This is a genomic window from Arthrobacter sp. Marseille-P9274, from assembly GCF_946892675.1.
In the GTDB taxonomy this organism is placed as follows: domain Bacteria; phylum Actinomycetota; class Actinomycetes; order Actinomycetales; family Micrococcaceae; genus Crystallibacter.
Window position 1 is genome coordinate 1274257 of record NZ_CAMPOV010000001.1, and the last position, 22610, is coordinate 1296866.

The window sequence follows — 22610 nt, forward strand, 5'->3', positions numbered from 1 at the left end:
GACGATGCCCTTCGGCGGGGGATGGCGGCACCCGATCGTGCGTGGGGTAAAAATGGAACCATGGCCCTGTTTGTTTCCCGGAAGTCACCGACGGCGTCAGCGGCGGGGGAGGCCGCGGCCAGGACCCTGCCGTGGGTCCGCTGGATCAGCCTGGGCGCCATGATCGGTGCCGGGACGGGATCGGTGCTGGCCGCGGCCAGCTCCGGGCTCGCGTCCTATTTCGCGCGGCAACTGCTGACACCCGTGCGCGAGCACGAGCACAACCTGGAAATCTTCGCCGTCGTCGGCAACGGCGAGGAGCAGGAAATCATCCTGCCGGCCACCCTGGACACCATTTCCCCGGGGATCTACAGCATCTATTTCGACGGCGGACGCGGCCACGCGAGGATCGGCGGAATCACGTCGTACTCGCCGAAGGACGGCACCGTGCAGCGCCGGGTGGAGCGGGTCTACAGCGGAGAGCTGGGCTCGGCGCGCCGGGGCTGGTGGGGCGGCGCGGTCTACCCGGATCCGGCCGCGGCGGGGCTGGCCAACGAAGAGGTCAGGATCGATGTCGACGGCGGCCACGCACCGGCCTGGCTGATCCGCGGAGACGCGACCAGCCGCACCTGGGCCATCATGGTGCACGGCCGGGGTGCTACCCGGCAGGAAGGCATCCGCGCCGTGCGGACCGCCAAGGAACTGGGCATGACCTCGCTGCTGATGTCCTACCGCAACGACGGTGAGGCACCGGCGGCGCCGGACGGCAGGTACGGGCTCGGCCTCACCGAATGGCTCGATGTGGAAGCCGCGATCGGCTATGCCCTGGACCACGGTGCCCACAACGTGGTCCTCTTCGGCTGGTCCATGGGCGGCGCGATCAGCCTCCAGGCGGCGGACCAGTCCATCCACCGGAACCGGATCCGTGCCCTGGTGCTGGACGCGCCGGTCATCAACTGGATCGATGTGCTGGCCTACCAGGCGCGGCTGAACAGGATTCCGGCAGCCATCGGCCGGTTCACGCAGTGGCTGATCTCCAACAAGGCCGGCCGGCTGCTGACGGGGCTGGCGTCGCCGCTGGACCTGCGCAAGATGAACTGGGTGGACAGGGCGGACCAGCTCAGCGTGCCCACGCTGATCCTGCACAGCCAGGATGACGACTTTGTGCCGTACGGGCCCTCGGCCGAGCTCGCGGAGCAGAATCCGCGGCTGGTGACCTTCGAGCGGTTCTCAGGGGCGGGCCACACGAGGGAATGGAACGTCGACCCGGAACGCTGGGAGTCCACGGTGGCCCAGTGGCTGGCCGAGGTTCTCGGACCGGCCCGGACCGGCCGCATCGGCGGAGAGCGGCCGGCGGAAACCTAGTCCGCTCCCAGGTCCGCCACGCTGGCACCGGTCAGCCGGAGAAGGTCCCGGGCGGCCAGCTCGACGTCGAGGCCGCGGCGGCCGGCCGATACGAGGATGGTGGGAAAGCCGAGGGCGGAACCGTCCAGGACGGTGGGGCTAGCCTGCCGCTGGCCGAGCGGCGAGATGCCGCCGAGAACGTATCCCGTCCGGCGCTGCGCCAGCGCGGGGTCGGCCATAGCGGCCCGCTTCACACCCAGGGCGGCACCGCAGGCCTTGAGGTCGAGGCTGGTGGCCACCGGAATAATCGCGACGGCGAGGGACGGGCCCGTGCTCACCATCAGCGTCTTGAAAACCCGGGCGGGAGGGAAGCCCAGCGCCTCCGCCGCCTCCTGCCCGTAGCTGGCCGTGCGCGGATCGTGCTCGTAGCCGTGCAGCGTATAGGGGACGCCCGCTTGATCCAGCAACAGCGTCGCCGGGGTCCCGGACGAGGCAGCGCGCTTGGCCACTGGGACGCGGCCCGCTCAGGCTGCGGAGCGCGCGTCGGTGATCTGCCGCTTGATCCGGGCGAGCATCGCGGCCATGCCGCGCATCCGCAGCGGCGTAATCGCGCGGGTCAGCCCGAGCTGGTCCGGCATGTCGTCCGGCACCGCGAGGATTTCGTCCGCGGGCAGGCCGTTGAGCCCCTCGTGCAGGACGGCAGCAAAGCCCCGGGTCGTCGGGGCCTCCGGGGGAGCCGAGAAGAAGATCTCCACGGGCTGCTCCGGAGCGTCCCCGAGTTCCAGGGTCAGGAACAACGGTGACTGGCACTCAACAACCTGCTCGAGCAGTTCCGGATGCCCGGCGAGGTGCTCGGGCAGTTCCGGCAGCGAGCGGGAGAATTCCAGCAGAAGCTGCAGCCGGTCGGGTTCCTCCATGGCCTGGAAGTCGTCGATGATTTCCGCCAGCGGCGCCGGGATCTGTTGTTCAGTCACAGTCATCTATCCTACGCCGGGTCAGCGTCGCGGGGCCGGAGCTTCGCCCGGCTCCGAGCCCCTGACGATGGGGACGCGTACGGCATTTCCCCATTCGGTCCAGGAGCCGTCGTAGTTGCGTACGTTCCCGAAGCCCAGCAGGTGCTTGAGGACAAACCAGGTGTGGCTCGACCTTTCCCCGATCCGGCAGTAGGCGACGACGTCGTCCCCTTCCTTGAGGCCGGCCTCGCCCTTATAGATGGCTTCCAGCTCTTCGCGGCTCCTGAAGGTCCCGTCCTCGGCCGCAGCCCTGGCCCAGGGGACGGAGGCGGCGCTCGGGATGTGGCCGCCGCGCAGGGCGCCTTCCTCCGGGTAGGCCGGCATGGTTGTGCGCAGGCCCGAGTACTCCTCGGGAGAGCGGACGTCGATCAGCGGCTTGCCGAAATGCGCCAGGACGTCGGACAGGTAGGCACGGATGGGCTCGTCGTTGCGCTCGATGACCGGGTAATCGGTGGAGACCGGCTGGGGCGCCTCGGTGGTCAGTTCCCGGCCTTCCGCAATCCACTTGTCGCGGCCACCGTCCAGCAGGCGGACGTCCTCGTGGCCGAACAGTGTGAAGACCCAGAGGGCGTAGGCGGCCCACCAGTTGCTCTTGTCGCCGTAGATCACCACGGTGCTATCGCGCGAGATGCCCTTGGTGCTCATGAGCTTGGCGAAGCCGGCGCCGTCCACGTAGTCCCTGGCCACCGGGTCGTTGAGGTCGGTGTGCCAGTCGATCTTCACTGCACCGGGGATATGGCCGGTGTCGTAGAGCAGGATGTCCTCGTCGGACTCCACGACGACCAGCGATTCGTTGTCCAGATTGGCGGCGAGCCATTCGGTGGACACGAGCCGCTCCGGATCGGCGTAGGCGGCAAACTTCTCGTTCGATTCAGCGGCAACGGGCACGGCTGTCCTTTCGGTAAACGGGGATTTGGGCTCCCGCCTAGCCTAACCACAGCCCGCGGCAAAAGCTTCCGCCGCCCTATCCGGGGGAAGCGGCAAATCCGACAGGAATCCGACAATACAGCTGGCGTAGCGTATCGTTTCTCTGGCGGCAAATCACCGCCGAGCAGATTTCAGGAAGGCATTGGTCGGCCCAACGTGCCCCAGATCGAACAGCTAACCCGCCGGACCCCGAAGGCTTCCGTCGATGAACTCCTGAAGGGGTTCCATCCGTCGCCGCGTTTCGGCGAGGTCTCCTTCGCCAGCTACCGCCCCGACCCGTCGCAGCCGTCCCAGGCCACCGCGGTCAAAGCGCTGCAGGACTTCGCCGCATCCACGGACCATCGCGCGCCGACCGGACTCAAGCGGCTCTTCGGAGCCAAGAAGGCACCCAGCCGGGCGGGCATCTACCTCGACGGCGGTTTCGGCGTCGGCAAGACGCACCTGCTGGCGTCCCTGTGGCACGCCGTCGAGGGACCGAAGGCGTTCGGCACCTTCGTCGAGTACACCAACCTCGTCGGCGCCCTGTCCTTCCGCAAGACTGTTGACGCTCTCAGCAGCTACAAGCTCGTCTGCATCGACGAATTCGAACTCGACGATCCGGGCGACACCGTCCTGATGTCGCGGCTTATGCGGGAACTCGCCGACGCCGGCGTCAGGCTGGCCGCGACCTCCAACACCCTGCCGGGTTCCTTGGGAGAGGGCCGCTTCGCCGCGGTCGACTTCCAGCGCGAGATCCAGGTCCTGGCGGACCAGTTCGATGTCATCAGGATCGACGGCGAGGACTACCGCCACCGCGGGCTGCCGGCCGCTCCCGCGCCCTTGAGCGACCAGGAACTCAAACGGCGGGTGTACAGCGACTTCGACGGGCAGGTGGTCGCCGCCGACGAGTTCAGCGACCTAGTCAGCCATCTGGAGGGCGTCCACCCGAGCCGCTACCGGCAGTTCATCGACGGTATTGACGCGGTGGCCTGGCACAACGTGGCCACAATCACGGAGCAGTCGGTCGCGCTGCGGTTCGTGGTCCTGGCGGACCGGCTTTACGACAAGGATGTTCCCATCATCGCCAGCGGCGCCCCCTTTGACGAGCTGTTCACCCCGGAGATGATGTCCGGGGGCTACATGAAGAAGTATTACCGTGCGGTCTCGCGCCTGACGGCCCTGGCGCGCGAGGGCATGACCGGGGAATCCTCCTAGGCACGCAAGAGGCGCCGGTGCTGCCTCGCGGCAGGACCGGCGCCACCCTTTGCCGTTCCCAGAGAGCTATTAGGCCGGAGGGTTCGCCCCTCCGGCGCGTCCGGGATTGTTGTTCCCCGGCGCCCTGTCGATGAGTTCGGAGGCCTTGGCTTGGAGGCCATCGACCTGTCCGGAGTACTTGCCTCCGGTCTTGGTGTCGATGAAGTCACCGACTTTGCCGATGCCGCCCTTGATGCTGTCGGCGTTGCTGCCGACCAGCTCAGCTGCCTTGTCCTTCAGCCCTCCGGCCTTGCCCTTGAGCTCGTCAAATATAGACACAGCCACCTCCTTTCTCCCGCGGGAACCGTCTGTTCCCTTCAGGTTCCATCCTAGGCGCGGCATCCACGGCGTCAACGACTGCGCTCGGGCGGAGTCCACTATGTCATCCAGTCCGATGCCGGCCGCTGCTCGGCCGCTGCCATGAGCGGGAAGGCCGTGGCGCCGTCGATGGACCCCCTGATGATGTCCTCGTGGCCGGCGTGCCGCGCGGTCTCCGCGGTCAGATGCGCCAGGATCGAGCGCAGGCTATAGCCCTCGCGCCGACCGGAGAACCGGGGGGCATCGGGCATCAGGACCGAAGCGTCGAGTGCTCGGAGGGCCGGGCAGACCCGCTCCGTACGGCTCCCTGTAGCTTTGCAGGATTCCCTGCTCGCTCGCGGCGGGCCTCAGCCGCAGTTCGTCGGCCGCAGTCCTCGACGGCGTATGGCCGGGTCCCGGAACAGGAGGGGCGGTTAAACAAAAGCCGGCTCCGCGTCGGAGCCGTTCAAAGTGGTGGGCGATACTGGGATCGAACCAGTGACCTCTTCCGTGTCAGGGAAGCGCGCTACCGCTGCGCCAATCGCCCGGGGGCCGATACCGGGGCACCTCAGACGTGCTTGGTATCGGGGGGTATGGAGCGGACGACGGGATTCGAACCCGCGACATCCACCTTGGCAAGGTGGTGCTCTAGCCAGCTGAGCTACGTCCGCATGGAGAGGATCCGACATCGGATTCCATCCGTGGGCGATACTGGGATCGAACCAGTGACCTCTTCCGTGTCAGGGAAGCGCGCTACCGCTGCGCCAATCGCCCCGGATCCAAAACCGGAGCAGCTTTGAACGCTCCGGTATTGGGGGAGTGGAGCGGACGACGGGATTCGAACCCGCGACATCCACCTTGGCAAGGTGGTGCTCTAGCCAGCTGAGCTACGTCCGCATGGAGAGGATCCGTGAACGGGCTCCATCCGTGGGCGATACTGGGATCGAACCAGTGACCTCTTCCGTGTCAGGGAAGCGCGCTACCGCTGCGCCAATCGCCCGTAAAGGGTTGCTGCAAGTACCATCTGCAAACGAGGTGGGGACGGGATTCGAACCCGCGTATACGGCTTTGCAGGCCGCTGCCTCGCCTCTCGGCCACCCCACCGTGGCCTGCAGATTCAGGACCGGCCAGCAAAGCTGGCACCAACAGTGACTTGCGAGCGGACGACGGGATTCGAACCCGCGACATCCACCTTGGCAAGGTGGTGCTCTAGCCAGCTGAGCTACGTCCGCATGTCGTGATATCGCCCGGTCCGGCTGTCTTTCCGGAGCGCCTCGGCGATTTCCAACGAGTAAGAACTCTATAGGACGAATCGTGCTTCGTCCAATCGGGCGTGCGGCAGCCCGCCGGGGGCGTCGCCGCCGGCGCCCGACGGGCGGGACCGAGGTCCGGTTTTTGCACATGGCCATCTGTCGGCTACCATTCATAAGCGACGTTGATCCGCATAACGGATCCACCTCGGGCGATTGGCGCAGTGGTAGCGCGCTTCGTTCACACCGAAGAGGTCACTGGTTCGAACCCAGTATCGCCCACCATATGGGAGGCCCCCGCCCAGGCAATCAGCCTGGGCGGGGGCCTCTTTCGTTGCCATTGCCTAGGGTGCGTCCCCTCCGGCTTCGCGGCCCGAAACCGTCGGTGGTCTCTGAGATGATGCTTGGTATGACAGATCCGGCGCTGGCCCACAAGACCGATTTCGGACGGATGTACTCCCGCTCCACCACGGAACTTCCGAGTGTTCCCTCCATTACGACCGTGATATCCCAAGCACCCACGGACCTGGGCGGGTGGTTCTCCCACATGGCGGCCACGGCCATGGCGCAGGACCACAGGCTGGCCGAGGCCGCCGGAAATCCCGCCAAGCTGCGGGCCTTGGCAAAGGAAGCCTCATCCGCTGCGGAGCGCTACAGGGATGCGGCGGCGCTGCGCGGGGACCGGGTGCATTCCTATTGCGAGCAGGTGTCGCTGCGCGCCCTGGGGCGTCCGCACCGAATGGCAGAGGCACGCGAGGCCCTGAAGGCGAACGGTGAAGAGGCCTTCGCGGCGCGCTTCGACGAGTGGTGGGAGCTGTATGCGGTCGAGCCGATCGAGCCCGAGATCACCGTGTGGAACGCCGAGCTCGGTTATGCCGGAACGATGGACCTGGTGGCCAGGATCGGCGGACGGCTGTGCCTGATCGACTTCAAGACCAAGGGCACGGACCGCAACGGGCAGGTCAAGGCCATGGACGAGAAGGTCGTCATGCAGTTGGTGGCCGGGATGAAGGCACAGGAAAGCCTGGTCGACGCGGCGGCGGGCAGCTGGGAGCCGTGGGCGTACGGTGATGACCCGGTCCTCCTGGGGGTGGCCATCGGCGAAACGGAAGTCCGCCCGATGCGCGCTAATCCCGAGGTCCTGAAGTACCACTGGTATAAGTTCTGCGCGCTGCGCCGGGTGTGGGACCTTCAGCTGCAGGTGGCGGACGCCGGCCGCGCATTGCTGCCCGTCGGCCCTCCGGTGCCGGCAGTCCGCGCTGTCGAGCCGGCTGCCAGCTGAAGGCACTTAGACTTGAAGCGACGTTTTCCACGGCAAAAGTGAGGTAGAAGAGCAGATGACCGTCCTAGGTATTCGGATCATCGGAGATCCGGTGCTTCGCACCAAGGCCGAGCCGGTGACCGAGTTCGGCCCCGAACTGGAAAAGCTCGTTGCCGACATGGACGAGACGATGGAGAACGTCGAGGGAGCCGGCTTGGCCGCACCGCAGGTAGGGGTCAGCCTGCGGGTGTTCACATACCAGATCGACGGACGGCGCGGCCATGTGGTCAACCCGGTGCTGGAAAACAGTGATGATTTCCAGGAGGACCAGGTGGAGGGATGCCTCTCCATTCCGGGGCTCGGCTACCCGGTACGGCGTCGGCGCTGGAGCCGCGTGACCGGCGTCGACATGAAAGGCAACCCCGTGGTTGTCGAGGGCGAAGGAATGCTGGCACGTTGCTTCCAGCATGAGACGGACCACCTGGATGGGGTGCTCTACATTGACCACTTGTCCGGCGAGGAGCGCAAGAGCGCTCTGCGGGCGATCCGGAACGCCACCTACAACACCGTGGCCCGGGACACCACGGCCAAGCGGTCGGCCAGCGTCGGGTCGGGTTTCGGTGCCGGTGCCTTCGGGCAGCCCCAGGCATGACCGTCCCTGATGCCCGGCCGCGGGTCCTTTTCGCCGGCACGCCCGGCGTGGCCGTCCCGTCCCTGGACGCGCTGTCGGCAGCCGGTTTCGACATCGTGGCCGTCCTGACACGCGAGGACGCGCCGGTCGGACGCAAGAAGATCATGACCGCGTCACCGGTGGCCCGGCGGGCGGCCGAGCTTGGGCTGCACGTCATCAAGGCGAACCGCCTCGATGATCCTGCCGTTTCCGCCATCGCAGAAGCCGCCCCGGACGTGGCGGCGATCGTGGCTTACGGCGGACTGGTGCCGGAGGAGGCGTTGGCGCTGCCGGCCCACGGCTGGATCAACCTGCACTTTTCCCTGCTGCCCCAGTGGCGCGGCGCCGCCCCCGTCCAGCACGCGGTGATCAACGGTGACGACATGACCGGCGCTTCGACCTTCCTGCTCGAAAAGGGACTGGACACCGGTCCCGTCTACGGCACCCTCACCGAGTCGATTCGGCCGGAGGACACCAGCGGCGAGCTGCTCGAGCGGCTGTCGCTCAGCGGGGCGACACTGCTGGCCCAGACGCTGTCGGCCGTACTGGCAGGAAAAGCCGTCGCCGTTCCGCAGGCCGGCCGGCCTACGGCGGCCCCGAAGCTGGGACTCGAGGACGGCCACATCGACTGGAACCAGCCGGCGCTGGCCATCCGGCGCAGGATCAACGGCGTGACGCCGGAGCCCGGGGCATGGACCACGCTCCGGGACCAGCGGTTCAAGCTCGGACCGGTCACGCTCCGGCAGGACCGCAGGGACCTGGCTCCCGGCCAGGTGCTGCCGACCTCCGGCGGATCCGCCTCTGCCCTGGTGGGAACCGGCTCCTGCGCTGTCCAATTGGGCCAGGTGCAGCCGGCAGGCAAGAAGATGATGGCGGCGGCCGACTGGGCGCGCGGCCTGGGACAACGTGAGGATGTGCGGTTCGAATGAGCGGAAACGAGGACGGCCAGCGCGGCAGGCACAGGCCGGGGGCCGGACGGCGCAACGCTGCCGGACGGGAGCGAAACCGCCCCGTTAACCGCAGCCATACGAGCGCGGCTCCGTCCGAGCGCACCCGGCGGGCGGACCCGGCACGGCTGGTGGCCTTCGAAGTGCTCCGCGCGGTGAGCAGCGAAGACGCGTATGCGAACCTGGTGCTGCCGGCCCGGATCCGCCAGCACCGCCTGGACAAGCGTGACGCCGGCTTCGCCACCGAACTGGCTTACGGTGCGCTGCGCGCCCAAGGTACCTACGACGCGATCCTGGCCAGGTGCGTGGACCGCCCGCTGGACCAGCTTGATCCCGCGATCCTCGACGCGCTGCGGCTGGGCGCGCACCAACTGCTGGCCATGCGCGTGCCGGCCCACGCCGCGCTGGACCAGACCGTGGGGCTGGCTCGTGCAGTGATCGGTGCGGGCCCGGCTTCCCTGATCAATGCCGTCCTCCGCAGGGTGAGCTCGCGTGACCTTGCGGACTGGACGACGGAGCTGACGGCCGGCAGCGATCCGGTAGCGGCCGCTGCCATCGCCCAGAGCCATCCCGAGTGGATCGTGCGCGCCCTGCGCCAGGCGCTGGCGGGCCACGGCCGGAGCGTGGAAGAGATCGGGCAGCTGCTGGACGCGGACAATGCGGCACCCGTGGTCAACCTCGTCGCCTTGCCTGGACTGGGAGACCTGGAGGAGGCCTTCGAAGCCGGCGCCCAGCCGGGCGGGCTGGTGAGGGATTCCGCGCTCTACTCGGGCGGTGACGTGGGCAGGCTCGACTCGGTCCGGAAGGGCACAACGCGCGTCCAGGACGCCGGATCCCAGCTGGTGGCACGCGCACTGGCGGGCGCGGCGCTGCGGACCGAAGGCCCGGAACGGTGGCTCGATTTGTGCGCCGGCCCCGGCGGAAAGGCCGCCTTGCTCGCGGCGCTGGCGGCAGAACAGGGGGCGACGCTGCTGGCGAACGAGCCGGCGGCCCACCGTGCCGAACTGGTCCGGCAGGCCCTGCGCCCGGTGGACCACCGGGTCTGGGAAGTGCGGACCGGGGACGGGCGGGACCTCGGCCGGCTTGAGCCCGATAGCTTCGACCGGGTGCTCGTAGACGCGCCGTGCACCGGCCTTGGAGCGCTGCGGCGCCGGCCTGAATCCCGCTGGCGCCGCCGTCCCGCGGACGTCGCCCAGCTGGCCCCGCTCCAGCGGGAGCTGCTCGATTCCGCCATCGCCGCTGTGAAGCCGGGAGGCCTGGTCGCCTACGTCACCTGCTCCCCGCATATTGCGGAGACGACGGCGGTCGTCACCGATGCGCTCCGGCGCCACCCGGAGATGGAACCGGGGGATTCGGCCGCGGCGCTGGATGCCGCAAGCCTCACCGGGGACCTGCAGGCCGGCAGGCCCGAGGGCGCGGGCAGCACGGCCCAGCTGTGGCCGCACATCCACGGGACGGATGCGATGTTCCTGTCCCTGCTGCGCAAGAAGACATCCGCCGGCGCGCCGGCGGGAAAGGACTGACCACCAGCCATGCACCAGTGCTGCATCAACCCGAGCATTCTCTCCGCCGACTTCGTCAATCTTGAGTCCGAACTTGCCCGAATCGCGTCGGCCGACGCCGTCCACGTGGACGTGATGGACAACCATTTCGTGCCCAACCTGACCATCGGGCTGCCCGTGGTGGAACGGATCCAGGCGGTCAGCAGGCTCCCGCTGGATGTACACCTGATGATCGAGGATCCTGACCGCTGGGCGCCGGGCTATGCCGAGGCCGGCGTGGACTCGGTGACTTTCCACGTCGAAGCGTCGGCGGCGCCGGTCAAGCTGGCCCGCGATCTTCGGGACCGCGGCGCGAAGGCGGGCATGGCGCTCAGGCCTGCCACCGCCGTCGAACCCTATCTGGACCTACTGCCTGAGATGGACATGCTGCTGATCATGACGGTGGAACCCGGCTTCGGGGGCCAGTCCTTCCTGGACGTCACGCTGCCGAAGATCCGCCGTGCCGCTGACGCCGTCGCCGGGTCGGGCCTCCCGGTGGCAATCCAGGTGGACGGCGGTGTCACGGAGGAGACCATCCACCGGGCAGCCGCGGCCGGGGCCAATGTCTTCGTCGCCGGCTCGGCGGTGTACGGCGCCGAGGACCCGGATGCCGCCATCACGTCGCTGAGGAACGCCGCTCAAAGGGCGCTTTCACGGGGCTGATGCGTCAATGTGCCGTGTGTTACAGGCCGTGACGGGAATAGCCGTGGGGCCCGCGGCAGTTATGGCACAATAGCAATCACAAAACAACGTGCTCCGGGGTCGGTGTAAGTCCGAACCGGCGGTTATAGTCCGCGACCCGCGGTCGACGGAACAGCAATGTTCCGCAGGCAGCGGCTGAACCGGTGGAATTCCGGTACCGACAGTCAAAGTCTGGATGGGAGAAGCACGTACAGTTGGCAGCCAGCCGACGGTGCGCACGGTCCGCATGGACCCGGCGACCGTTGCCTGCAGCTACCGCACTGTCGTTACCCCGGAGCCGCCGCGGCTTTCGGAAAGGAACGGCATGGATCTCCTGCGGTGGCTCTTTGAAGCCCAGATACCCGTCGCCGGCAGCGTGTTGCTGCTGCGCGAGGTGCTGGGCAATATCTTCGGCCTGTTGAGCGCCCTCGGGGGCATGCGCCGGAAGGTCTGGGCCTGGCCGGTCGGCATTGCCGGCAACCTCATCCTCCTCACCGTCTTCCTCGGTTCCCTGTTCGGTGCCGCCAGCACGGCGACGCTGCTCGGGCAGGCCGGCCGGCAGGTCATGTTCATCGCCGTAGCGGTCTACGGCTGGCGCCGCTGGAGCCAGAGCCGCCGGGACGGCGCCGACGGAGCCGGACATGCGCTGGCTCCGCGATTCGCCTCCGGCCGGGAACGGATCGGCCTGGCCGCCGGTATGGTGCTGGGCACCGTGGCCCTCACCCCGCTGTTCGCCGCGCTCGGCTCCTACGAGCCCGTGTGGGCGGATGCCTGGACCTTCGTCGGTTCCCTGCTGGCGACCTACGGGATGGCCCGCGGCTGGGTGGAGTTCTGGCTGGTCTGGGTTGCCGTGGACATCGTGGGCGTCCCGCTGCTCTTCAGCGCCGGCTACTACGCGTCGGCCGTCATGTACCTGTTCTATGGGGCATTCACCCTGATCGGCTTCTTCGTCTGGTGGCGGGCCCATGACCGCATCAAGGCCGGGGCCGGGGCGGCTGTCGCGGAGCCGGCACTGGAACGGGCGGCCCGCTGATGGCGGCTCAGGAGTTCACGGCTGTCGAGGAGCGGGCGATGCAGCTGGCCCTCGGGGAGGCACGTCGCGGCGTGCGCGGGGCCAATCCGCTGGTCGGTGCGGCCGTCCTCGATGCCGACGGAGCGATCCTGGCGAGCGGCTACCACCGCGGCGCCGGCTTTCCGCACGCGGAGGTCGAGGCGCTGGCCTGCCTGCCGGACGGGCTCGACCGGACCGCCCTGGCCGACTGCACCATGGTGGTGACGCTGGAGCCATGCAACCATCATGGGCGGACCGGCCCCTGTGCGGTTGCCGTGGCCGAGGCCGGGATCGGCCGCCTGATTCATGCCTCGGACGACCAGACGTCGGCCGCCGGGGGAGCCGACTACCTGCGCAGCCGCGGGGTGGATGTGGGCTCCGGCCTCTGCCGCGACGAGGCACTGGACCTGAACCAGCGGTGGTTCAAGGCCAAGTCGGCCCAACGGCCGTTCACCACCATGCACATCGCGCAGACCCTTGACGGCCTGATCGCGGCCGCCGACGGCAGCAGCCAGTGGATCACCTGCGAGGCGGCCCGGCAGGACAGCCACGGCATCCGGGCTCGGGTGGACGCGATCATCGCCGGTACCGGGACCGTCTTCGCCGACAACCCCCGACTGACCGCCCGGACCGGGAACGGGGAGCCCGCCGCCAGCCAGCCGCTGCGTGTGGTCATGGGCGCCCGCGACGTTCCCGACGACGCGGCGGTGCGCGGCAGCGACGGGAAGTTCCTTCAGCTGCACACCCACGATCCCGCCGAAGTGCTGGAGTCGCTGGCCCGCCGCGGCATAGCCCACGCCATGATCGAGGGCGGCGCCACGGTGGCGGCCGCCTTCCTGAAGGCGGACCTCGTGGACGAGCTGGTCCTCTATCTTGCGCCGCTGCTGCTCGGCGCCGGCACGCGTTCGACGGCGCCGCTGGGTATCGGCACCCTGGCGGACGCGGCGCACTGGCGCTGGGATAGCTCCGGCGGCGGCCACACCACCAATCTCGGCGCTGACCTGCGCCTGCATCTTGAACCAGCACCGGCTGGCACCACGCCTGCGGTACGGAAAGGACTCTGATGTTTACCGGAATTGTCACGGAGCGAGGCGGCGTGGAGTCGCTTGTCCTCCATCCCGAGACGGACAGCGCCGTGCTGACGTTCTCGGCTGGCGCGTCCGCCGAGGACCTCGGACTCGGCGGGTCCATCGCGGTCAACGGCGTCTGCCTGACGGCCGTGAGCATTGCGGACGGCCGCATCGCCGTCGACGTCATGGGGGAGACCCTGCGCCGGACCACCACCGGCGAGCTGAAGGAAGGCAGGAGCGTCAACCTGGAACGTTGCGTTCCAGCCGGCGGGCGGCTGGACGGGCACGTGGTCCAAGGCCACGTCGATGCCGTGGGCGCGCTGCTGGAGCGGGAGAACGTCGGCGACTGGGACCGGCTGCGCTTCTCCGTTCCGGCCCGGCAGGCCCGGTACATCGCGGAGAAGGGCTCAATTGCGGTCGACGGCGTGTCCCTCACCGTGACGGCGGTCAGCGAACCCGGCGCCGAGGAGCCGTGGTTCGAGGTCGGGCTGATCCCCACCACGCTGGCCGAGACCTCCCTGGGTGACAAGGCCATCGGCGACAAGGTCAACCTCGAGGTGGACGTGCTGGCCAAGTACGCGGAGCGGCTGCTGGCCTACACCGCCGCGGGCAGCCAGCCGGCCCGCCACGCGGCAGGAGAACCGGCATGAGCGCGGCCGTCGAATCCCCGATCAGGTTGGACGCAATCGAACTGGCCATTGCCGCCATCGCGGCCGGCCAGCCGGTCGTCGTCGTCGATGACGAAGACCGCGAGAACGAAGGTGACATTATCTTCGCCGCCGACGCCTCCACGCCTGCCCTGATGGGCTGGACCGTCCGGCATACCTCCGGTGTGATCTGCGTGCCCCTGACCGGCGCGCGGGCGGACCGCCTGGACCTCCCGCCGATGGTGGAGGACAACCAGGATGCCAAGGGCACCGCGTACACCGTCTCGTGCGATGCCGCGTCGGGCGTTTCCACCGGGATCAGTTCCTCGGACCGCGCGCGCACTGCGCTGGTCCTGGCGTCGCCGCAGAGCACCGCGGCCCAGCTGAGCCGGCCGGGCCACATCTTCCCGCTGCGGGCGGTCGACGGCGGTGTCCTGGTCCGTCGGGGCCACACCGAAGCGGCGGTGGACCTGTGCAGGCTGGGTGGCCGGGAACCGGTCGGGGTCATCGCCGAACTGGTCCACGACGACGGCGAAATGATGCGGCTGCCCGCGCTCCGCGAGTTCGCCAATGAGCACGGCTGCCCGTTGGTCTCGATCGAGGACCTGGTGAACCATCTGTCCGCCATCGCACGGCCTGTGGCGGGGGAGGCCGGGCGATGAGCGGCGTCGGCGAGACGGCGGCGGCGGGAACCGCGCCGGCGGTGCCGCTGGCCAACGTCACCGGGGGACCCTCCGTCCAGCTGCCGACGGCCTTCGGCTTTTTCACGGCGCGCGCGTGGACCGACGAAGGCACCGGCGTGGAGCACCTGAGCGTCACATCGCCGGTCCGGCCGGAATCCGCCCCGCTGGTTCGGCTGCATTCGGAATGCCTCACGGGCGACGTCTTCGCCTCCTACCGCTGCGACTGCGGTGAGCAGCTGGAGCAGGCGCTGACCCTGATCGCCGAACATGGCGGCACGGTGCTGTACCTGCGGGGCCAGGAGGGACGCGGCATCGGCCTGGCCAACAAGATCCGCGCGTATGCGCTGCAGGAAGGCGGCGCCGACACGGTGGAAGCCAACGAGCAGCTCGGCCTGCCGGTCGACGGCAGGGACTACTCGGCCGCCGCCGCGATCCTGCACACCATGGGGCTGGACCACATCCGGCTGCTGAGCAACAACCCGATCAAGGGTTCCAAGCTCGCAGCCTTCGGAATCACCGTCGAGGAGATGGTCTCCTCGGAAGTGCCCTCCCGCGAACAGAACCGGCGCTACCTGCAGACCAAGCGGGACCGCATGGACCACCGCCTGGCCCTGCTGGAAGACCAGCCGATCCACCAGAGCTGACGCAGCCGCGCAGCCGGAAACACCCACTTGAACCACGTGCCGCGGCATCAGCGGCACCGGAAGGAAGAAGCACTCATGAGCGGACACGGAGCGCCCGTCATCGACCTCGGCGGCCTCAACACGGACGGCAACGGCTTCAAGCTGGCCATCGTGGCGGCCAGCTGGCACACGAAGATCATGGACGGCCTGGTCGACGGGGCACGACGCGCCGCCGCCGAGGCCGGCATCGCCGAGCCGGAACTCGTGCGGGTCCCGGGCGCGTTCGAGCTGCCGGTAGCCGCTGCCCGGCTGGCACCGCACTTCGACGCGGTTGTGGCCCTCGGCGTCGTTATCCGCGGCGGGACGCCGCACTTCGAGTACGTCTGCCAGGCTGCCACGGAAGGCCTGACGAACGTCAGCGTCAGCACGGGCACGCCGGTCGGCTTCGGCGTGCTGACCTGCGACACGGAGCAGCAGGGGCTCGACCGGGCCGGGCTGGAGGGCTCCAACGAGGACAAGGGCCACGAGGCAGTCACGGCCGCCTTGGCTACTGCGGCGACGCTGCGCAAGCTGGGAGTGTGACGCGGCGCCGGCCCGGTGCGTCGCCGGGCCGGTGGGCTTTGTCACATAGGCCGGGGCCTTTTGCGGCGCACGCGGAACCCTGACGTACTCTAAAGAGCGTGAAATCCTTCGAATCCCTCTTCGCCGAGCTCAGCGAGAAAGCCCGGAACCGCCCGGAAGGCTCCGGCACCGTCGCCGAACTGGACTCCGGCGTGCATGGCATCGGCAAGAAGGTCGTCGAGGAAGCCGCGGAGGTCTGGATGGCCGCGGAGTACGAGTCGGATGAGGCGGCCGCCGAGGAGATTTCCCAGCTGCTCTACCACCTGCAGGTGCTGATGCTCGCCAAGGGCCTGTCGCTGGAGGACGTGTACAAGCATCTGTAGCGGGACACCGCCTCAGGAGGTGTTCCGCCCGACCACCGGCAACGTTCTTCCGACCCCGCCGGCCCTGGAGCCGGCCACATCCTTGCAGAAAGTCAGTCCATGCTGCGTGTAGCTGTTCCCAATAAAGGTTCCTTGTCCGAGGCCGCTTCCGGCATGCTCACGGAGGCCGGCTACCGGCAGCGCCGTGACAACCGTGAACTCGTCATGGTCGATCCGGACAACGACATCGAATTCTTCTTCCTCCGTCCACGCGACATCGCCGTCTACGTCGGCAAGGGCACCCTGGACGTCGGCATCACCGGCCGCGACCTGTTCCTCGACGCCCAGGTCGAGGCCGAGGAACTGCTGGCCCTGGGCTTCGGCACCTCCACCTTCCGCTTCGCCGGACCCGTCGGGGAGTTCTCCCGGGCCGACCAGCTGGAAGGCAAGCGGCTGGCCACCAGCTACGACGGGCTCCTGCGCGACTACCTGGCGGAGCGCGACATCGATGCCAAGGTGGTCCGGCTTGACGGCGCGGTGGAGTCCTCGGTCCGGCTCGGTGTCGCGGACGCCATCGCCGACGTCGTCGAGACCGGCAACACGCTCAAGGCGGCCGGCATGGAGATCTTCGGCGACCCGATCCTGAAGTCCGAGGCCGTCCTCATCGGCCGCAAGGGCCACGCGGCCCCCGCGGGCCTCGACGTGCTGATCCGCCGGCTGCGGGGCGTCATCGTCGCCCGCGAATACGTGATGATGGACTACGACATCCGCAAGAACCTGGTCGAGCAGGCCGCGGCGCTGACGCCGGGGCTGGAATCGCCCACCGTCTCGCCGCTGCGCGACACCGACTGGGTGGCCGTGCGGTCCATGGTCCGCCGCAGCCAGACCAACCGGGTGATGGACGAGCTCTACGACCTGGGCGCCCGCGCCATCCTGGTCAGCACCATCCACGCCTGCCGCATCTGAACCGGGAGGACAGCATGTCAGTTGCCATCCGTGTCATTCCTTGCCTCGACGTCGACGCCGGACGCGTGGTCAAGGGGGTCAATTTCGAGGGCCTGCGGGACGCCGGCGATCCGGTCGAACTCGCCCACCGGTACGACCGTGCCGGCGCGGACGAGCTCACCTTCCTTGATGTGACCGCCTCCTCCGGCAACCGGGAAACGACGTTCGACGTCGTCGCCCGCACCGCCGAGGAGGTCTTCATCCCGCTGACGGTCGGCGGCGGCGTGCGCGGCGTGGCCGACGTCGACAAGCTGCTGCGCTACGGCGCGGACAAGGCCTCGATCAATACCGCCGCCGTGGTGCGCCCCGACGTGATCGACGAGATTGCCCACCACTTCGGTTCCCAGGTCCTGGTGCTCTCCCTCGACGCCCGCCGCACCGCGGACGCGTCCGTTCCCTCCGGCTTCGAGGTCACGACGCACGGCGGCCGCAAGGGCACCGGCATTGACGCCATCGCGTGGGCGCGGGAGTCGGCGGACCGCGGTGTCGGCGAAATCCTGCTGAACTCGATTGATGCGGACGGCACCAAGGAAGGCTTCGACCTGGAGATGATCCGCGCGGTCCGCGCCGCGGTCAAGGTGCCGCTGATTGCCTCCGGCGGTGCCGGCAAGCCCGAGCACTTCCCCCCGGCCGTGGCGGCGGGCGCGGACGCCGTGCTGGCGGCCTCGGTGTTCCACTTCGGACCGGACGACGCGATCGCGCAGGTCAAGAAGGCGATCCGCGAAGCCGGCTACCCGGTCCGCTGACCGTTCCTGCGGGCGGGCGGGCGACGGCGTGAGCCGGCGGGTCGGGGACTACAGCCCGATGTCGGCGCTTTCCAGGAGCGCGACCGCATCCTCCTGGCCTTCGAACGTCACGAGCGCGTGCTTGGTCCGTCCGTGCGCGTGCATCAGCAGTTCGCCCGGTTCCCCGGTAATGGCGACGGACACTGCCGCGCGCTTGGCCACGTGCCTCGGTCCGTCCGGCCTGACCAGGATGATGCCCAGGTCCACGCCGCGGTAGAGGATAGCTGCCCGCTTGATGAGTTCGTCCCATAGCGCGTTGGAGTACGCCTCGTCCAGCGCCCGCGGCGCCCAGCGGTGCGGGGCGCGGCGGATGTCTTCGGTGTGCACGAAGTACTCGATCAGGTTCGCGGCCTCGTCCACCGGCTTCAGCCGCAGTGGCGAGAGCCGCGGGGGACCGGAGCGGAAGGACTGAACCAGCTTGGCGTACCCGGCCGCACCGCGCGAAGTGTCCGCCAGCTTGCGGGTGGCCTCCTCCGATACCTTGGACAGCGGCTTGAAGGCCATGCCGAGCTGGGCCAGCGGGCGGTGCTCGCGAAGGTACAGGTGCGCGGCAAGGTCGGCCGTCCGCCAGCCCGCGCACAGCGTGGGGGAGTCCGGGCCGGCGGCTAGCAGTGTCTCGGCCAGGACTTCTCGGGACGGTTGAACGAAATGCATCAGTCCTGAACCTAGCACGAAGCCGCCATATTGGGCTCGGGCCGCAACTTTGAGGCACCGATGTTAACGCCGTCGAAACCCGCTCTCTGCAAACCACTAGACTTGAGGGGATGTCCTCCCTTTCACACCCCGTGCCGTCCGCTGCCGGCACCGAAGAAGACCAGCTGCCGGCCGCCGTCGCCCGCCTGCTGAAGCGCGATGCAGCCGGACTGGTGGCGGCCGTCATCCAGCAGCATGACACCAACGAGGTCCTGATGCTCGGCTGGATGGACGATGAGGCGCTGCGCCGCACGCTCAGCACCGGCCGCGTGACTTTCTATTCACGCTCCCGGCAGGAGTACTGGCGCAAGGGGGACACCTCCGGCCACGTCCAGTGGGTCAAGTCCGTGGCCCTGGATTGCGACGGCGATGCCCTCCTCGTGCGGGTGGACCAGGTGGGCGCCGCATGCCATACCGGCACCCGCACCTGCTTCGACGGGCGCGCCATCGACGCCGTCGTCGGCCCCGCAGCAGAAGAGAACCCGACCGCGAAAGAAAGCAAGTAATGCAGGACCTTGGAGTCGTCAGCCCCACCCTCGAGGAGTTCCGGGAACTGGCCCGCGACCGGCGCGTCGTTCCGGTGACGCTGAAGGTGCTGGCCGATGACCAGACGCCGATCTCCCTCTACCGCAGGCTGGGCGACGGACAGCCGGGCACGTTCCTGTTGGAATCGGCCGCGGTCGGCGGGGTATGGTCGCGCTACTCGTTCATCGGAACGCACTCGCGCGCGGTCCTGACCAGCAAGGACGGCCAGGCCCACTGGCTGGGGCAGCCGCCTGCCGGGGTGCCGCTGGACGGCAATCCGGTCGAGGCCATGCGGGCAACGGTGGAGGCTCTGCGCACCGAGCGTTTCGACGACCTGCCGCCGCTGACCTCCGGCCTGGTCGGCTTCGTCGGCTGGGAAGCCGTGCGGCACTGGGAGAAGCTGACCAGCCCGCCCGAGGAAGACCTGCCCCTGCCGGAACTGGCGATGTGCCTGGTGACCGACCTGGCGGTGCACGACAACGCCGAGGGCACCGTGACGCTGATCGCCAACGCGATCAACTTCGACGGCAGCGACGAACGGGTGGACGAGGCCTGGCAGGACGCCGTCGAGCGCCTGCGCGGGATGCTCGCGCAGTTGAACGAACCGCTGGCCCAGCAGGTCTCCGTCCTGGAGAACAGCGCACTGAGTACTGAGGACATCATGGCCGGCGTCCGGCACAGCTGGGCCGAGGAGAAGTACCTGGCCGCGGTGGAGCGCGGCAAGGAAGCCATTGTGGACGGCGAGGTGTTCCAGGTGGTGATCTCGCGGCGTTTCGAAGCCGAATGCCGCGCCACGCCGCTGGACGTCTACCGGGTGCTGCGCAATCTCAACCCGAGCCCGTACATGTACCTGTTCTGCCTCGAGGATGTTGACGGCAACGCCTACTCGATCGTCGGTTCCTCGCCCGAGGCGCTCGTGACAGTCACCGGGGACGAGGTCGTCACCCATCCGATCGCCGGCTCCCGGCCGCGCGGCAGGACCGTGGAGCAGGACCGCGAGCTGGCCGAGGAACTGCTGGCGGACCAGAAGGAACGCGCCGAGCACCTGATGCTGGTGGACCTGGCCCGCAACGACATTTCCAAGGTCTGCGATCCCGGCACCGTCGATGTCAGCCAGTTCATGGAAGTGGAGAAGTTCAGCCACATCATGCACCTGGTCTCCACCGTCGTCGGACGCCTCGCCAAGGACAAGACGGCCTACGACGTGCTGTCCGCGACCTTCCCCGCAGGCACGCTCTCCGGCGCGCCGAAGCCGCGCGCCCTGCGGTTGCTGGACGAGCTGGAACCGCACCGCCGCGGAGTCTACGGGGGAGTCGTCGGCTACCTGGACTTCGCCGGCGACATGGACATGGCCATCGCCATCCGCTCGGCGCTGCTGCGCGACGGACGGGCCTACGTACAGTCCGGCGGCGGCATTGTCGCGGACTCCGTGCTCGCCGCCGAGGCGCTGGAGACGGTGAACAAGGCGGCCGCGCCGCTGCGCGCCGTCACGCTGGCGTCGCGCCTGCATGCGGCGGACCCGGAACGGATTGTCACGGGGGAGCGCAAATGACGACGGCGGAGCGCCCCTCCCGTCCCTCAGCCTGGTGGCGTCGGAAGGCCATCGTCGTACTGGCCGCCATCGCCGCCTCCCTGGCGGCCTTCGGCACCACCACGCAGACCTGGGTGAACGTCCGCCTCCCGCAAGGCGACGTGGAGACGCCTGACCTGGCCGTGGCGGGGAGCGACGCGGCCGTCGCCGTGACCGCGCTGGCACTGGTCGGGCTCGCGGCCGCGCTGGCCGCGACGATCGCCGGACGGGTCGCCCGCATCATCACCGCGGTGCTGCTAGGCCTGGCCGGCGCCGGGATCGCCGCCGCCTGCGCGCGGGTGCTCGCCGATCCGTACGCCGCCGCATCGTCGAAGATCGGCGAGGCGACCGGACAGGTCGGCCAGGACGCCGTCGTCAGCACCACCGCTTTCCCCGCGCTGGGCCTGGCCTGCGGGCTCCTGATGGTCGTCGTGGCCGCCTGGCTCGTCGTTGCCGGCCGGCACTGGACCACCACCCGCAAGTACTCCGCGGCGACCGGCCCGCGGCAGGCGGACGGCTCCCCGTCGGACCGCGGCGCCGCGGACGAAATCGACAGCTGGGACCAGCTCAGCCGCGGAACGGATCCTACGGACTGAACCCGCCGCCCCGGCACGCGCGGGCTCGTCACAGTGGCCGGGACCCCATGCAAACAATGGCAGAATAAGAATCAGAATCGTTTTCGAGGGAGTTAGATCATGGCTCATCACGCCACCGCCACCGAGCAGGAGACTGCAGAAACCGCTCCGAGCATCCATGACGAGGTCATCGGCCACGGCAACAGCCCGGCGGCATGGACCTGCGTCCTCATCATGACCGTGGGCTGCATTATCGCCTGCGTCGGGTTCATCATGGCCTCCAACCTGGTCTTCTGGGGCGGCGGCATCGGCATCGTCGTTGTCGGCCTCATCGTCGGCTGGATCATGAAGAAGGCAGGCTACGGCGTCGACGGTTCCAAGCTCCAGAGCAGCGGTCACTAGTAGTGACGGTTCTCGACGACATCATCGCCGGTGTCAGGGAGGATCTTGAGGCCCGGCGCGCCGCGGTTTCGTTGGACGAACTGAAGGCCCGCGCCACGGCGGCCCCGGCCGCGCGGGACGCCTATGCGGCCTTGGGCGGAAACGCGGAGCCGCGGACCGAGCTTCGGGTAATTTCCGAGGTCAAGCGCAAGAGCCCCTCCAAGGGGGACCTCGCCTCGATCGAGGATCCGGCCGGGCTCGCCAGCCGCTACGAGCGCGGCGGAGCGGCCGTGATCAGCGTGCTGACCGAGCAGCGCCGCTTCAACGGGTCGCTGGCGGATTTCGACGCAGTCCGCGCCGCCGTCGAAATCCCGCTGCTGCGCAAGGACTTCACGGTGGACGAATACCAGATTTGGGAAGCCCGGGCCCACGGCGCCGACCTGGTCCTGCTCATCGTCGCAGCCTTGGACGACGCGCAGCTCCGCGGCTTCCTGGAGCTCACCCACAGCCTTGGCATGAACGCGCTGGTCGAAACCCACACGGCCGAAGAGATCCAGCGTGCGGTTGCGGTGGGCAGCCGGATCATCGGCGTCAACGTGCGCAACCTGAAGACCCTGGACGTGGACCGTTCGGTCTTCGCCGCGCTGGCCGGCGGTATCCCGCCCGAGACCGTGATCGTCGCCGAATCCGGCGTCCGCACTGCGGAGGACGTGGCCCATTACGCGGCGCACGGCGCCAACGCCGTGCTGGTGGGCGAGGCACTGGTGATCGGCAACCAGCCGGAGCAGGCGATCGCGGACTTCTCCGCCGCCGGCGCCGCTGCCATCGCCGAACGCCGGTCGGCCTAGCAGACAGCTTCAGCATGAGGACGGCCCGGACGGGCCGGCATTCCGATGCCGGCCCGGCCGGCCGCCAGAGAGAACAGATGAGGACGGC

General features: G+C 68.8%; 26 protein-coding genes, 8 tRNA genes, 1 pseudogene and 1 riboswitch. Of the genes and pseudogenes, 22 read left to right on the forward strand and 13 right to left on the reverse strand.

Features of this window, described 5'->3' with window-relative positions:
* The first annotated feature begins 60 nt into the window (after nucleotides 1-60).
* On the forward strand, nucleotides 61-1344 hold the full coding sequence (locus OC550_RS05735; protein ID WP_262104320.1) for a S9 family peptidase: 1284 nt from the start codon (nucleotides 61-63) through the stop codon (nucleotides 1342-1344).
* Here OC550_RS05735 and ybaK read toward each other — a convergent pair.
* The 3 genes from ybaK to OC550_RS05750 are packed head-to-tail and all read right to left on the reverse strand — an operon-like array spanning nucleotide 1341 to nucleotide 3224.
* On the reverse strand, nucleotides 1341-1832 hold the full coding sequence (ybaK, locus tag OC550_RS05740) for a Cys-tRNA(Pro) deacylase (protein WP_262104321.1): 492 nt from the start codon (nucleotides 1830-1832) through the stop codon (nucleotides 1341-1343). The two genes, OC550_RS05735 and ybaK, sit on opposite strands and share 4 nt — an antisense overlap.
* A 15-nt stretch (nucleotides 1833-1847) precedes the next feature.
* Entirely contained in the window at nucleotides 1848-2297 is a 450-nt protein-coding gene (locus OC550_RS05745; protein ID WP_262104322.1) for a SufE family protein, read from the reverse strand.
* Nucleotides 2298-2318: 21 nt separating this feature from the next.
* Nucleotides 2319-3224, reverse strand: a complete 906-nt coding sequence (locus OC550_RS05750; protein ID WP_262104323.1) for a sulfurtransferase — start codon at nucleotides 3222-3224, stop codon at nucleotides 2319-2321.
* A gap of 195 nt (nucleotides 3225-3419) precedes the next feature.
* Here OC550_RS05750 and zapE point away from each other — a divergent pair, with 195 nt between their 5' ends.
* Nucleotides 3420-4457 carry a cell division protein ZapE gene (zapE, locus tag OC550_RS05755; protein WP_262104324.1) on the forward strand — a complete coding sequence of 346 codons (1038 nt, stop codon included), beginning with the start codon at nucleotides 3420-3422 and terminating at the stop codon, nucleotides 4455-4457.
* A gap of 69 nt (nucleotides 4458-4526) precedes the next feature.
* On the opposite strand, the gene OC550_RS05760 is transcribed toward zapE, so the two are convergent.
* The 9 genes and pseudogenes from OC550_RS05760 to OC550_RS05800 all read right to left on the reverse strand — a co-directional run bounded on the left by OC550_RS05760 (nucleotide 4527) and on the right by OC550_RS05800 (nucleotide 6025).
* A complete protein-coding gene (locus OC550_RS05760; RefSeq protein ID WP_262104325.1) occupies nucleotides 4527-4775 on the reverse strand; it encodes an antitoxin in 249 nt (82 codons plus the stop codon).
* A 98-nt stretch (nucleotides 4776-4873) separates the two neighbouring features.
* Nucleotides 4874-5107, reverse strand: a pseudogene (locus OC550_RS05765) (DUF664 domain-containing protein); the annotation flags it as partial.
* Nucleotides 5108-5265: 158 nt separating this feature from the next.
* A tRNA-Val gene (locus tag OC550_RS05770) sits at nucleotides 5266-5340 on the reverse strand.
* A gap of 47 nt (nucleotides 5341-5387) precedes the next feature.
* A tRNA-Gly gene (locus OC550_RS05775) sits at nucleotides 5388-5464 on the reverse strand.
* Nucleotides 5465-5495: 31 nt separating this feature from the next.
* A tRNA-Val gene (locus OC550_RS05780) sits at nucleotides 5496-5567 on the reverse strand.
* A 46-nt stretch (nucleotides 5568-5613) separates the two neighbouring features.
* Nucleotides 5614-5690, reverse strand: a tRNA-Gly gene (locus tag OC550_RS05785).
* 31 nt (nucleotides 5691-5721) lie between these two features.
* A tRNA-Val gene (locus OC550_RS05790) sits at nucleotides 5722-5793 on the reverse strand.
* A gap of 33 nt (nucleotides 5794-5826) precedes the next feature.
* Nucleotides 5827-5897: transfer RNA gene (locus tag OC550_RS05795), tRNA-Cys, on the reverse strand.
* 54 nt (nucleotides 5898-5951) lie between these two features.
* A tRNA-Gly gene (locus tag OC550_RS05800) sits at nucleotides 5952-6025 on the reverse strand.
* A 228-nt stretch (nucleotides 6026-6253) separates the two neighbouring features.
* Between OC550_RS05800 and OC550_RS05805 the strand changes: the two genes are divergently transcribed.
* The 15 genes from OC550_RS05805 to hisF all read left to right on the forward strand — a co-directional run bounded on the left by OC550_RS05805 (nucleotide 6254) and on the right by hisF (nucleotide 17891).
* Nucleotides 6254-6328, forward strand: a tRNA-Val gene (locus tag OC550_RS05805).
* Nucleotides 6329-6452: 124 nt separating this feature from the next.
* Nucleotides 6453-7325: a cytochrome gene (locus OC550_RS05810; RefSeq protein WP_262104326.1), complete on the forward strand. Its 873-nt coding sequence runs from the start codon at nucleotides 6453-6455 to the stop codon at nucleotides 7323-7325.
* A 55-nt stretch (nucleotides 7326-7380) separates the two neighbouring features.
* Nucleotides 7381-7956 carry a peptide deformylase gene (def, locus tag OC550_RS05815; RefSeq protein ID WP_262104327.1) on the forward strand — a complete coding sequence of 192 codons (576 nt, stop codon included), beginning with the start codon at nucleotides 7381-7383 and terminating at the stop codon, nucleotides 7954-7956.
* Nucleotides 7953-8903, forward strand: a complete 951-nt coding sequence (gene fmt, locus OC550_RS05820) for a methionyl-tRNA formyltransferase (RefSeq protein ID WP_262104328.1) — start codon at nucleotides 7953-7955, stop codon at nucleotides 8901-8903. The genes def and fmt overlap by 4 nt, the downstream gene beginning before the upstream one ends.
* A complete protein-coding gene (locus OC550_RS05825; RefSeq protein WP_262104329.1) occupies nucleotides 8900-10444 on the forward strand; it encodes an RsmB/NOP family class I SAM-dependent RNA methyltransferase in 1545 nt (514 codons plus the stop codon). The genes fmt and OC550_RS05825 overlap by 4 nt, the downstream gene beginning before the upstream one ends.
* 9 nt (nucleotides 10445-10453) lie before the next feature.
* Nucleotides 10454-11125, forward strand: coding sequence for a ribulose-phosphate 3-epimerase (gene rpe / locus OC550_RS05830; RefSeq protein WP_262104330.1), 672 nt, complete (start codon nucleotides 10454-10456; stop codon nucleotides 11123-11125).
* 84 nt (nucleotides 11126-11209) lie between these two features.
* A riboswitch (FMN riboswitch) is annotated at nucleotides 11210-11356 on the forward strand.
* 112 nt (nucleotides 11357-11468) lie between these two features.
* The gene (pnuC, locus tag OC550_RS05835; RefSeq protein ID WP_262104331.1) at nucleotides 11469-12176 is read left to right on the forward strand and encodes a nicotinamide riboside transporter PnuC; all 708 of its coding nucleotides are present in this window, start codon (nucleotides 11469-11471) and stop codon (nucleotides 12174-12176) included.
* Nucleotides 12176-13258, forward strand: a complete 1083-nt coding sequence (gene ribD, locus OC550_RS05840) for a bifunctional diaminohydroxyphosphoribosylaminopyrimidine deaminase/5-amino-6-(5-phosphoribosylamino)uracil reductase RibD (RefSeq protein WP_262104332.1) — start codon at nucleotides 12176-12178, stop codon at nucleotides 13256-13258. Before pnuC ends, ribD begins: the two co-directional genes overlap by 1 nt.
* Complete coding sequence (locus OC550_RS05845; RefSeq protein ID WP_262104333.1) at nucleotides 13258-13914, forward strand: riboflavin synthase; 657 nt, start codon at nucleotides 13258-13260, stop codon at nucleotides 13912-13914. The genes ribD and OC550_RS05845 overlap by 1 nt, the downstream gene beginning before the upstream one ends.
* Nucleotides 13911-14573: a 3,4-dihydroxy-2-butanone-4-phosphate synthase gene (gene ribB / locus OC550_RS05850; RefSeq protein ID WP_262104334.1), complete on the forward strand. Its 663-nt coding sequence runs from the start codon at nucleotides 13911-13913 to the stop codon at nucleotides 14571-14573. The genes OC550_RS05845 and ribB overlap by 4 nt, the downstream gene beginning before the upstream one ends.
* A complete protein-coding gene (ribA, locus tag OC550_RS05855; protein WP_262104335.1) occupies nucleotides 14570-15238 on the forward strand; it encodes a GTP cyclohydrolase II in 669 nt (222 codons plus the stop codon). Before ribB ends, ribA begins: the two co-directional genes overlap by 4 nt.
* A 75-nt stretch (nucleotides 15239-15313) precedes the next feature.
* On the forward strand, nucleotides 15314-15799 hold the full coding sequence (gene ribH, locus OC550_RS05860; RefSeq protein WP_262104336.1) for a 6,7-dimethyl-8-ribityllumazine synthase: 486 nt from the start codon (nucleotides 15314-15316) through the stop codon (nucleotides 15797-15799).
* A 98-nt stretch (nucleotides 15800-15897) separates the two neighbouring features.
* Entirely contained in the window at nucleotides 15898-16161 is a 264-nt protein-coding gene (locus OC550_RS05865) for a phosphoribosyl-ATP diphosphatase (RefSeq protein WP_262104337.1), read from the forward strand.
* A 99-nt stretch (nucleotides 16162-16260) separates the two neighbouring features.
* Nucleotides 16261-17106: an ATP phosphoribosyltransferase gene (gene hisG, locus OC550_RS05870; protein WP_262104338.1), complete on the forward strand. Its 846-nt coding sequence runs from the start codon at nucleotides 16261-16263 to the stop codon at nucleotides 17104-17106.
* Nucleotides 17107-17120: 14 nt separating this feature from the next.
* A complete protein-coding gene (hisF, locus tag OC550_RS05875; RefSeq protein WP_262104339.1) occupies nucleotides 17121-17891 on the forward strand; it encodes an imidazole glycerol phosphate synthase subunit HisF in 771 nt (256 codons plus the stop codon).
* Nucleotides 17892-17939: 48 nt separating this feature from the next.
* Here hisF and OC550_RS05880 read toward each other — a convergent pair whose 3' ends face one another.
* Nucleotides 17940-18584 carry a TIGR03085 family metal-binding protein gene (locus tag OC550_RS05880; protein ID WP_262104340.1) on the reverse strand — a complete coding sequence of 215 codons (645 nt, stop codon included), beginning with the start codon at nucleotides 18582-18584 and terminating at the stop codon, nucleotides 17940-17942.
* A 110-nt stretch (nucleotides 18585-18694) separates the two neighbouring features.
* Between OC550_RS05880 and hisI the strand changes: the two genes are divergently transcribed.
* From hisI to trpC, 5 genes are all read left to right on the forward strand, one after another.
* Nucleotides 18695-19129 (forward strand): phosphoribosyl-AMP cyclohydrolase, encoded by a 435-nt coding sequence (gene hisI / locus OC550_RS05885; RefSeq protein ID WP_262104341.1) that lies wholly within the window; start codon nucleotides 18695-18697, stop codon nucleotides 19127-19129.
* Nucleotides 19129-20700: an anthranilate synthase component I gene (locus OC550_RS05890; protein ID WP_262104342.1), complete on the forward strand. Its 1572-nt coding sequence runs from the start codon at nucleotides 19129-19131 to the stop codon at nucleotides 20698-20700. Before hisI ends, OC550_RS05890 begins: the two co-directional genes overlap by 1 nt.
* Complete coding sequence (locus OC550_RS05895) at nucleotides 20697-21314, forward strand: Trp biosynthesis-associated membrane protein (RefSeq protein WP_262104343.1); 618 nt, start codon at nucleotides 20697-20699, stop codon at nucleotides 21312-21314. Before OC550_RS05890 ends, OC550_RS05895 begins: the two co-directional genes overlap by 4 nt.
* 99 nt (nucleotides 21315-21413) lie before the next feature.
* The gene (locus OC550_RS05900; protein ID WP_262104344.1) at nucleotides 21414-21695 is read left to right on the forward strand and encodes an HGxxPAAW family protein; all 282 of its coding nucleotides are present in this window, start codon (nucleotides 21414-21416) and stop codon (nucleotides 21693-21695) included.
* Nucleotides 21696-21697: 2 nt separating this feature from the next.
* On the forward strand, nucleotides 21698-22522 hold the full coding sequence (gene trpC / locus OC550_RS05905) for an indole-3-glycerol phosphate synthase TrpC (protein ID WP_262104345.1): 825 nt from the start codon (nucleotides 21698-21700) through the stop codon (nucleotides 22520-22522).
* Nucleotides 22523-22610 lie beyond the last annotated feature (88 nt).

Coding starts and splice junctions, on each gene's coding strand:
- OC550_RS05735 (WP_262104320.1), top strand. CDS start 61: ATGGCCCTGTTTGTTTCCCGGAAGTCACCGACGGCGTCAGCGGCGGGG.
- OC550_RS05810 (WP_262104326.1), top strand. CDS start 6,453: ATGACAGATCCGGCGCTGGCCCACAAGACCGATTTCGGACGGATGTAC.
- def (WP_262104327.1), top strand. CDS start 7,381: ATGACCGTCCTAGGTATTCGGATCATCGGAGATCCGGTGCTTCGCACC.
- fmt (WP_262104328.1), top strand. CDS start 7,953: ATGACCGTCCCTGATGCCCGGCCGCGGGTCCTTTTCGCCGGCACGCCC.
- OC550_RS05825 (WP_262104329.1), top strand. CDS start 8,900: ATGAGCGGAAACGAGGACGGCCAGCGCGGCAGGCACAGGCCGGGGGCC.
- rpe (WP_262104330.1), top strand. CDS start 10,454: ATGCACCAGTGCTGCATCAACCCGAGCATTCTCTCCGCCGACTTCGTC.
- pnuC (WP_262104331.1), top strand. CDS start 11,469: ATGGATCTCCTGCGGTGGCTCTTTGAAGCCCAGATACCCGTCGCCGGC.
- ribD (WP_262104332.1), top strand. CDS start 12,176: ATGGCGGCTCAGGAGTTCACGGCTGTCGAGGAGCGGGCGATGCAGCTG.
- OC550_RS05845 (WP_262104333.1), top strand. CDS start 13,258: ATGTTTACCGGAATTGTCACGGAGCGAGGCGGCGTGGAGTCGCTTGTC.
- ribB (WP_262104334.1), top strand. CDS start 13,911: ATGAGCGCGGCCGTCGAATCCCCGATCAGGTTGGACGCAATCGAACTG.
- ribA (WP_262104335.1), top strand. CDS start 14,570: ATGAGCGGCGTCGGCGAGACGGCGGCGGCGGGAACCGCGCCGGCGGTG.
- ribH (WP_262104336.1), top strand. CDS start 15,314: ATGAGCGGACACGGAGCGCCCGTCATCGACCTCGGCGGCCTCAACACG.
- hisG (WP_262104338.1), top strand. CDS start 16,261: ATGCTGCGTGTAGCTGTTCCCAATAAAGGTTCCTTGTCCGAGGCCGCT.
- hisF (WP_262104339.1), top strand. CDS start 17,121: ATGTCAGTTGCCATCCGTGTCATTCCTTGCCTCGACGTCGACGCCGGA.
- OC550_RS05880 (WP_262104340.1), bottom strand. CDS start 18,584: ATGCATTTCGTTCAACCGTCCCGAGAAGTCCTGGCCGAGACACTGCTA.
- hisI (WP_262104341.1), top strand. CDS start 18,695: ATGTCCTCCCTTTCACACCCCGTGCCGTCCGCTGCCGGCACCGAAGAA.
- OC550_RS05890 (WP_262104342.1), top strand. CDS start 19,129: ATGCAGGACCTTGGAGTCGTCAGCCCCACCCTCGAGGAGTTCCGGGAA.
- OC550_RS05895 (WP_262104343.1), top strand. CDS start 20,697: ATGACGACGGCGGAGCGCCCCTCCCGTCCCTCAGCCTGGTGGCGTCGG.
- OC550_RS05900 (WP_262104344.1), top strand. CDS start 21,414: ATGGCTCATCACGCCACCGCCACCGAGCAGGAGACTGCAGAAACCGCT.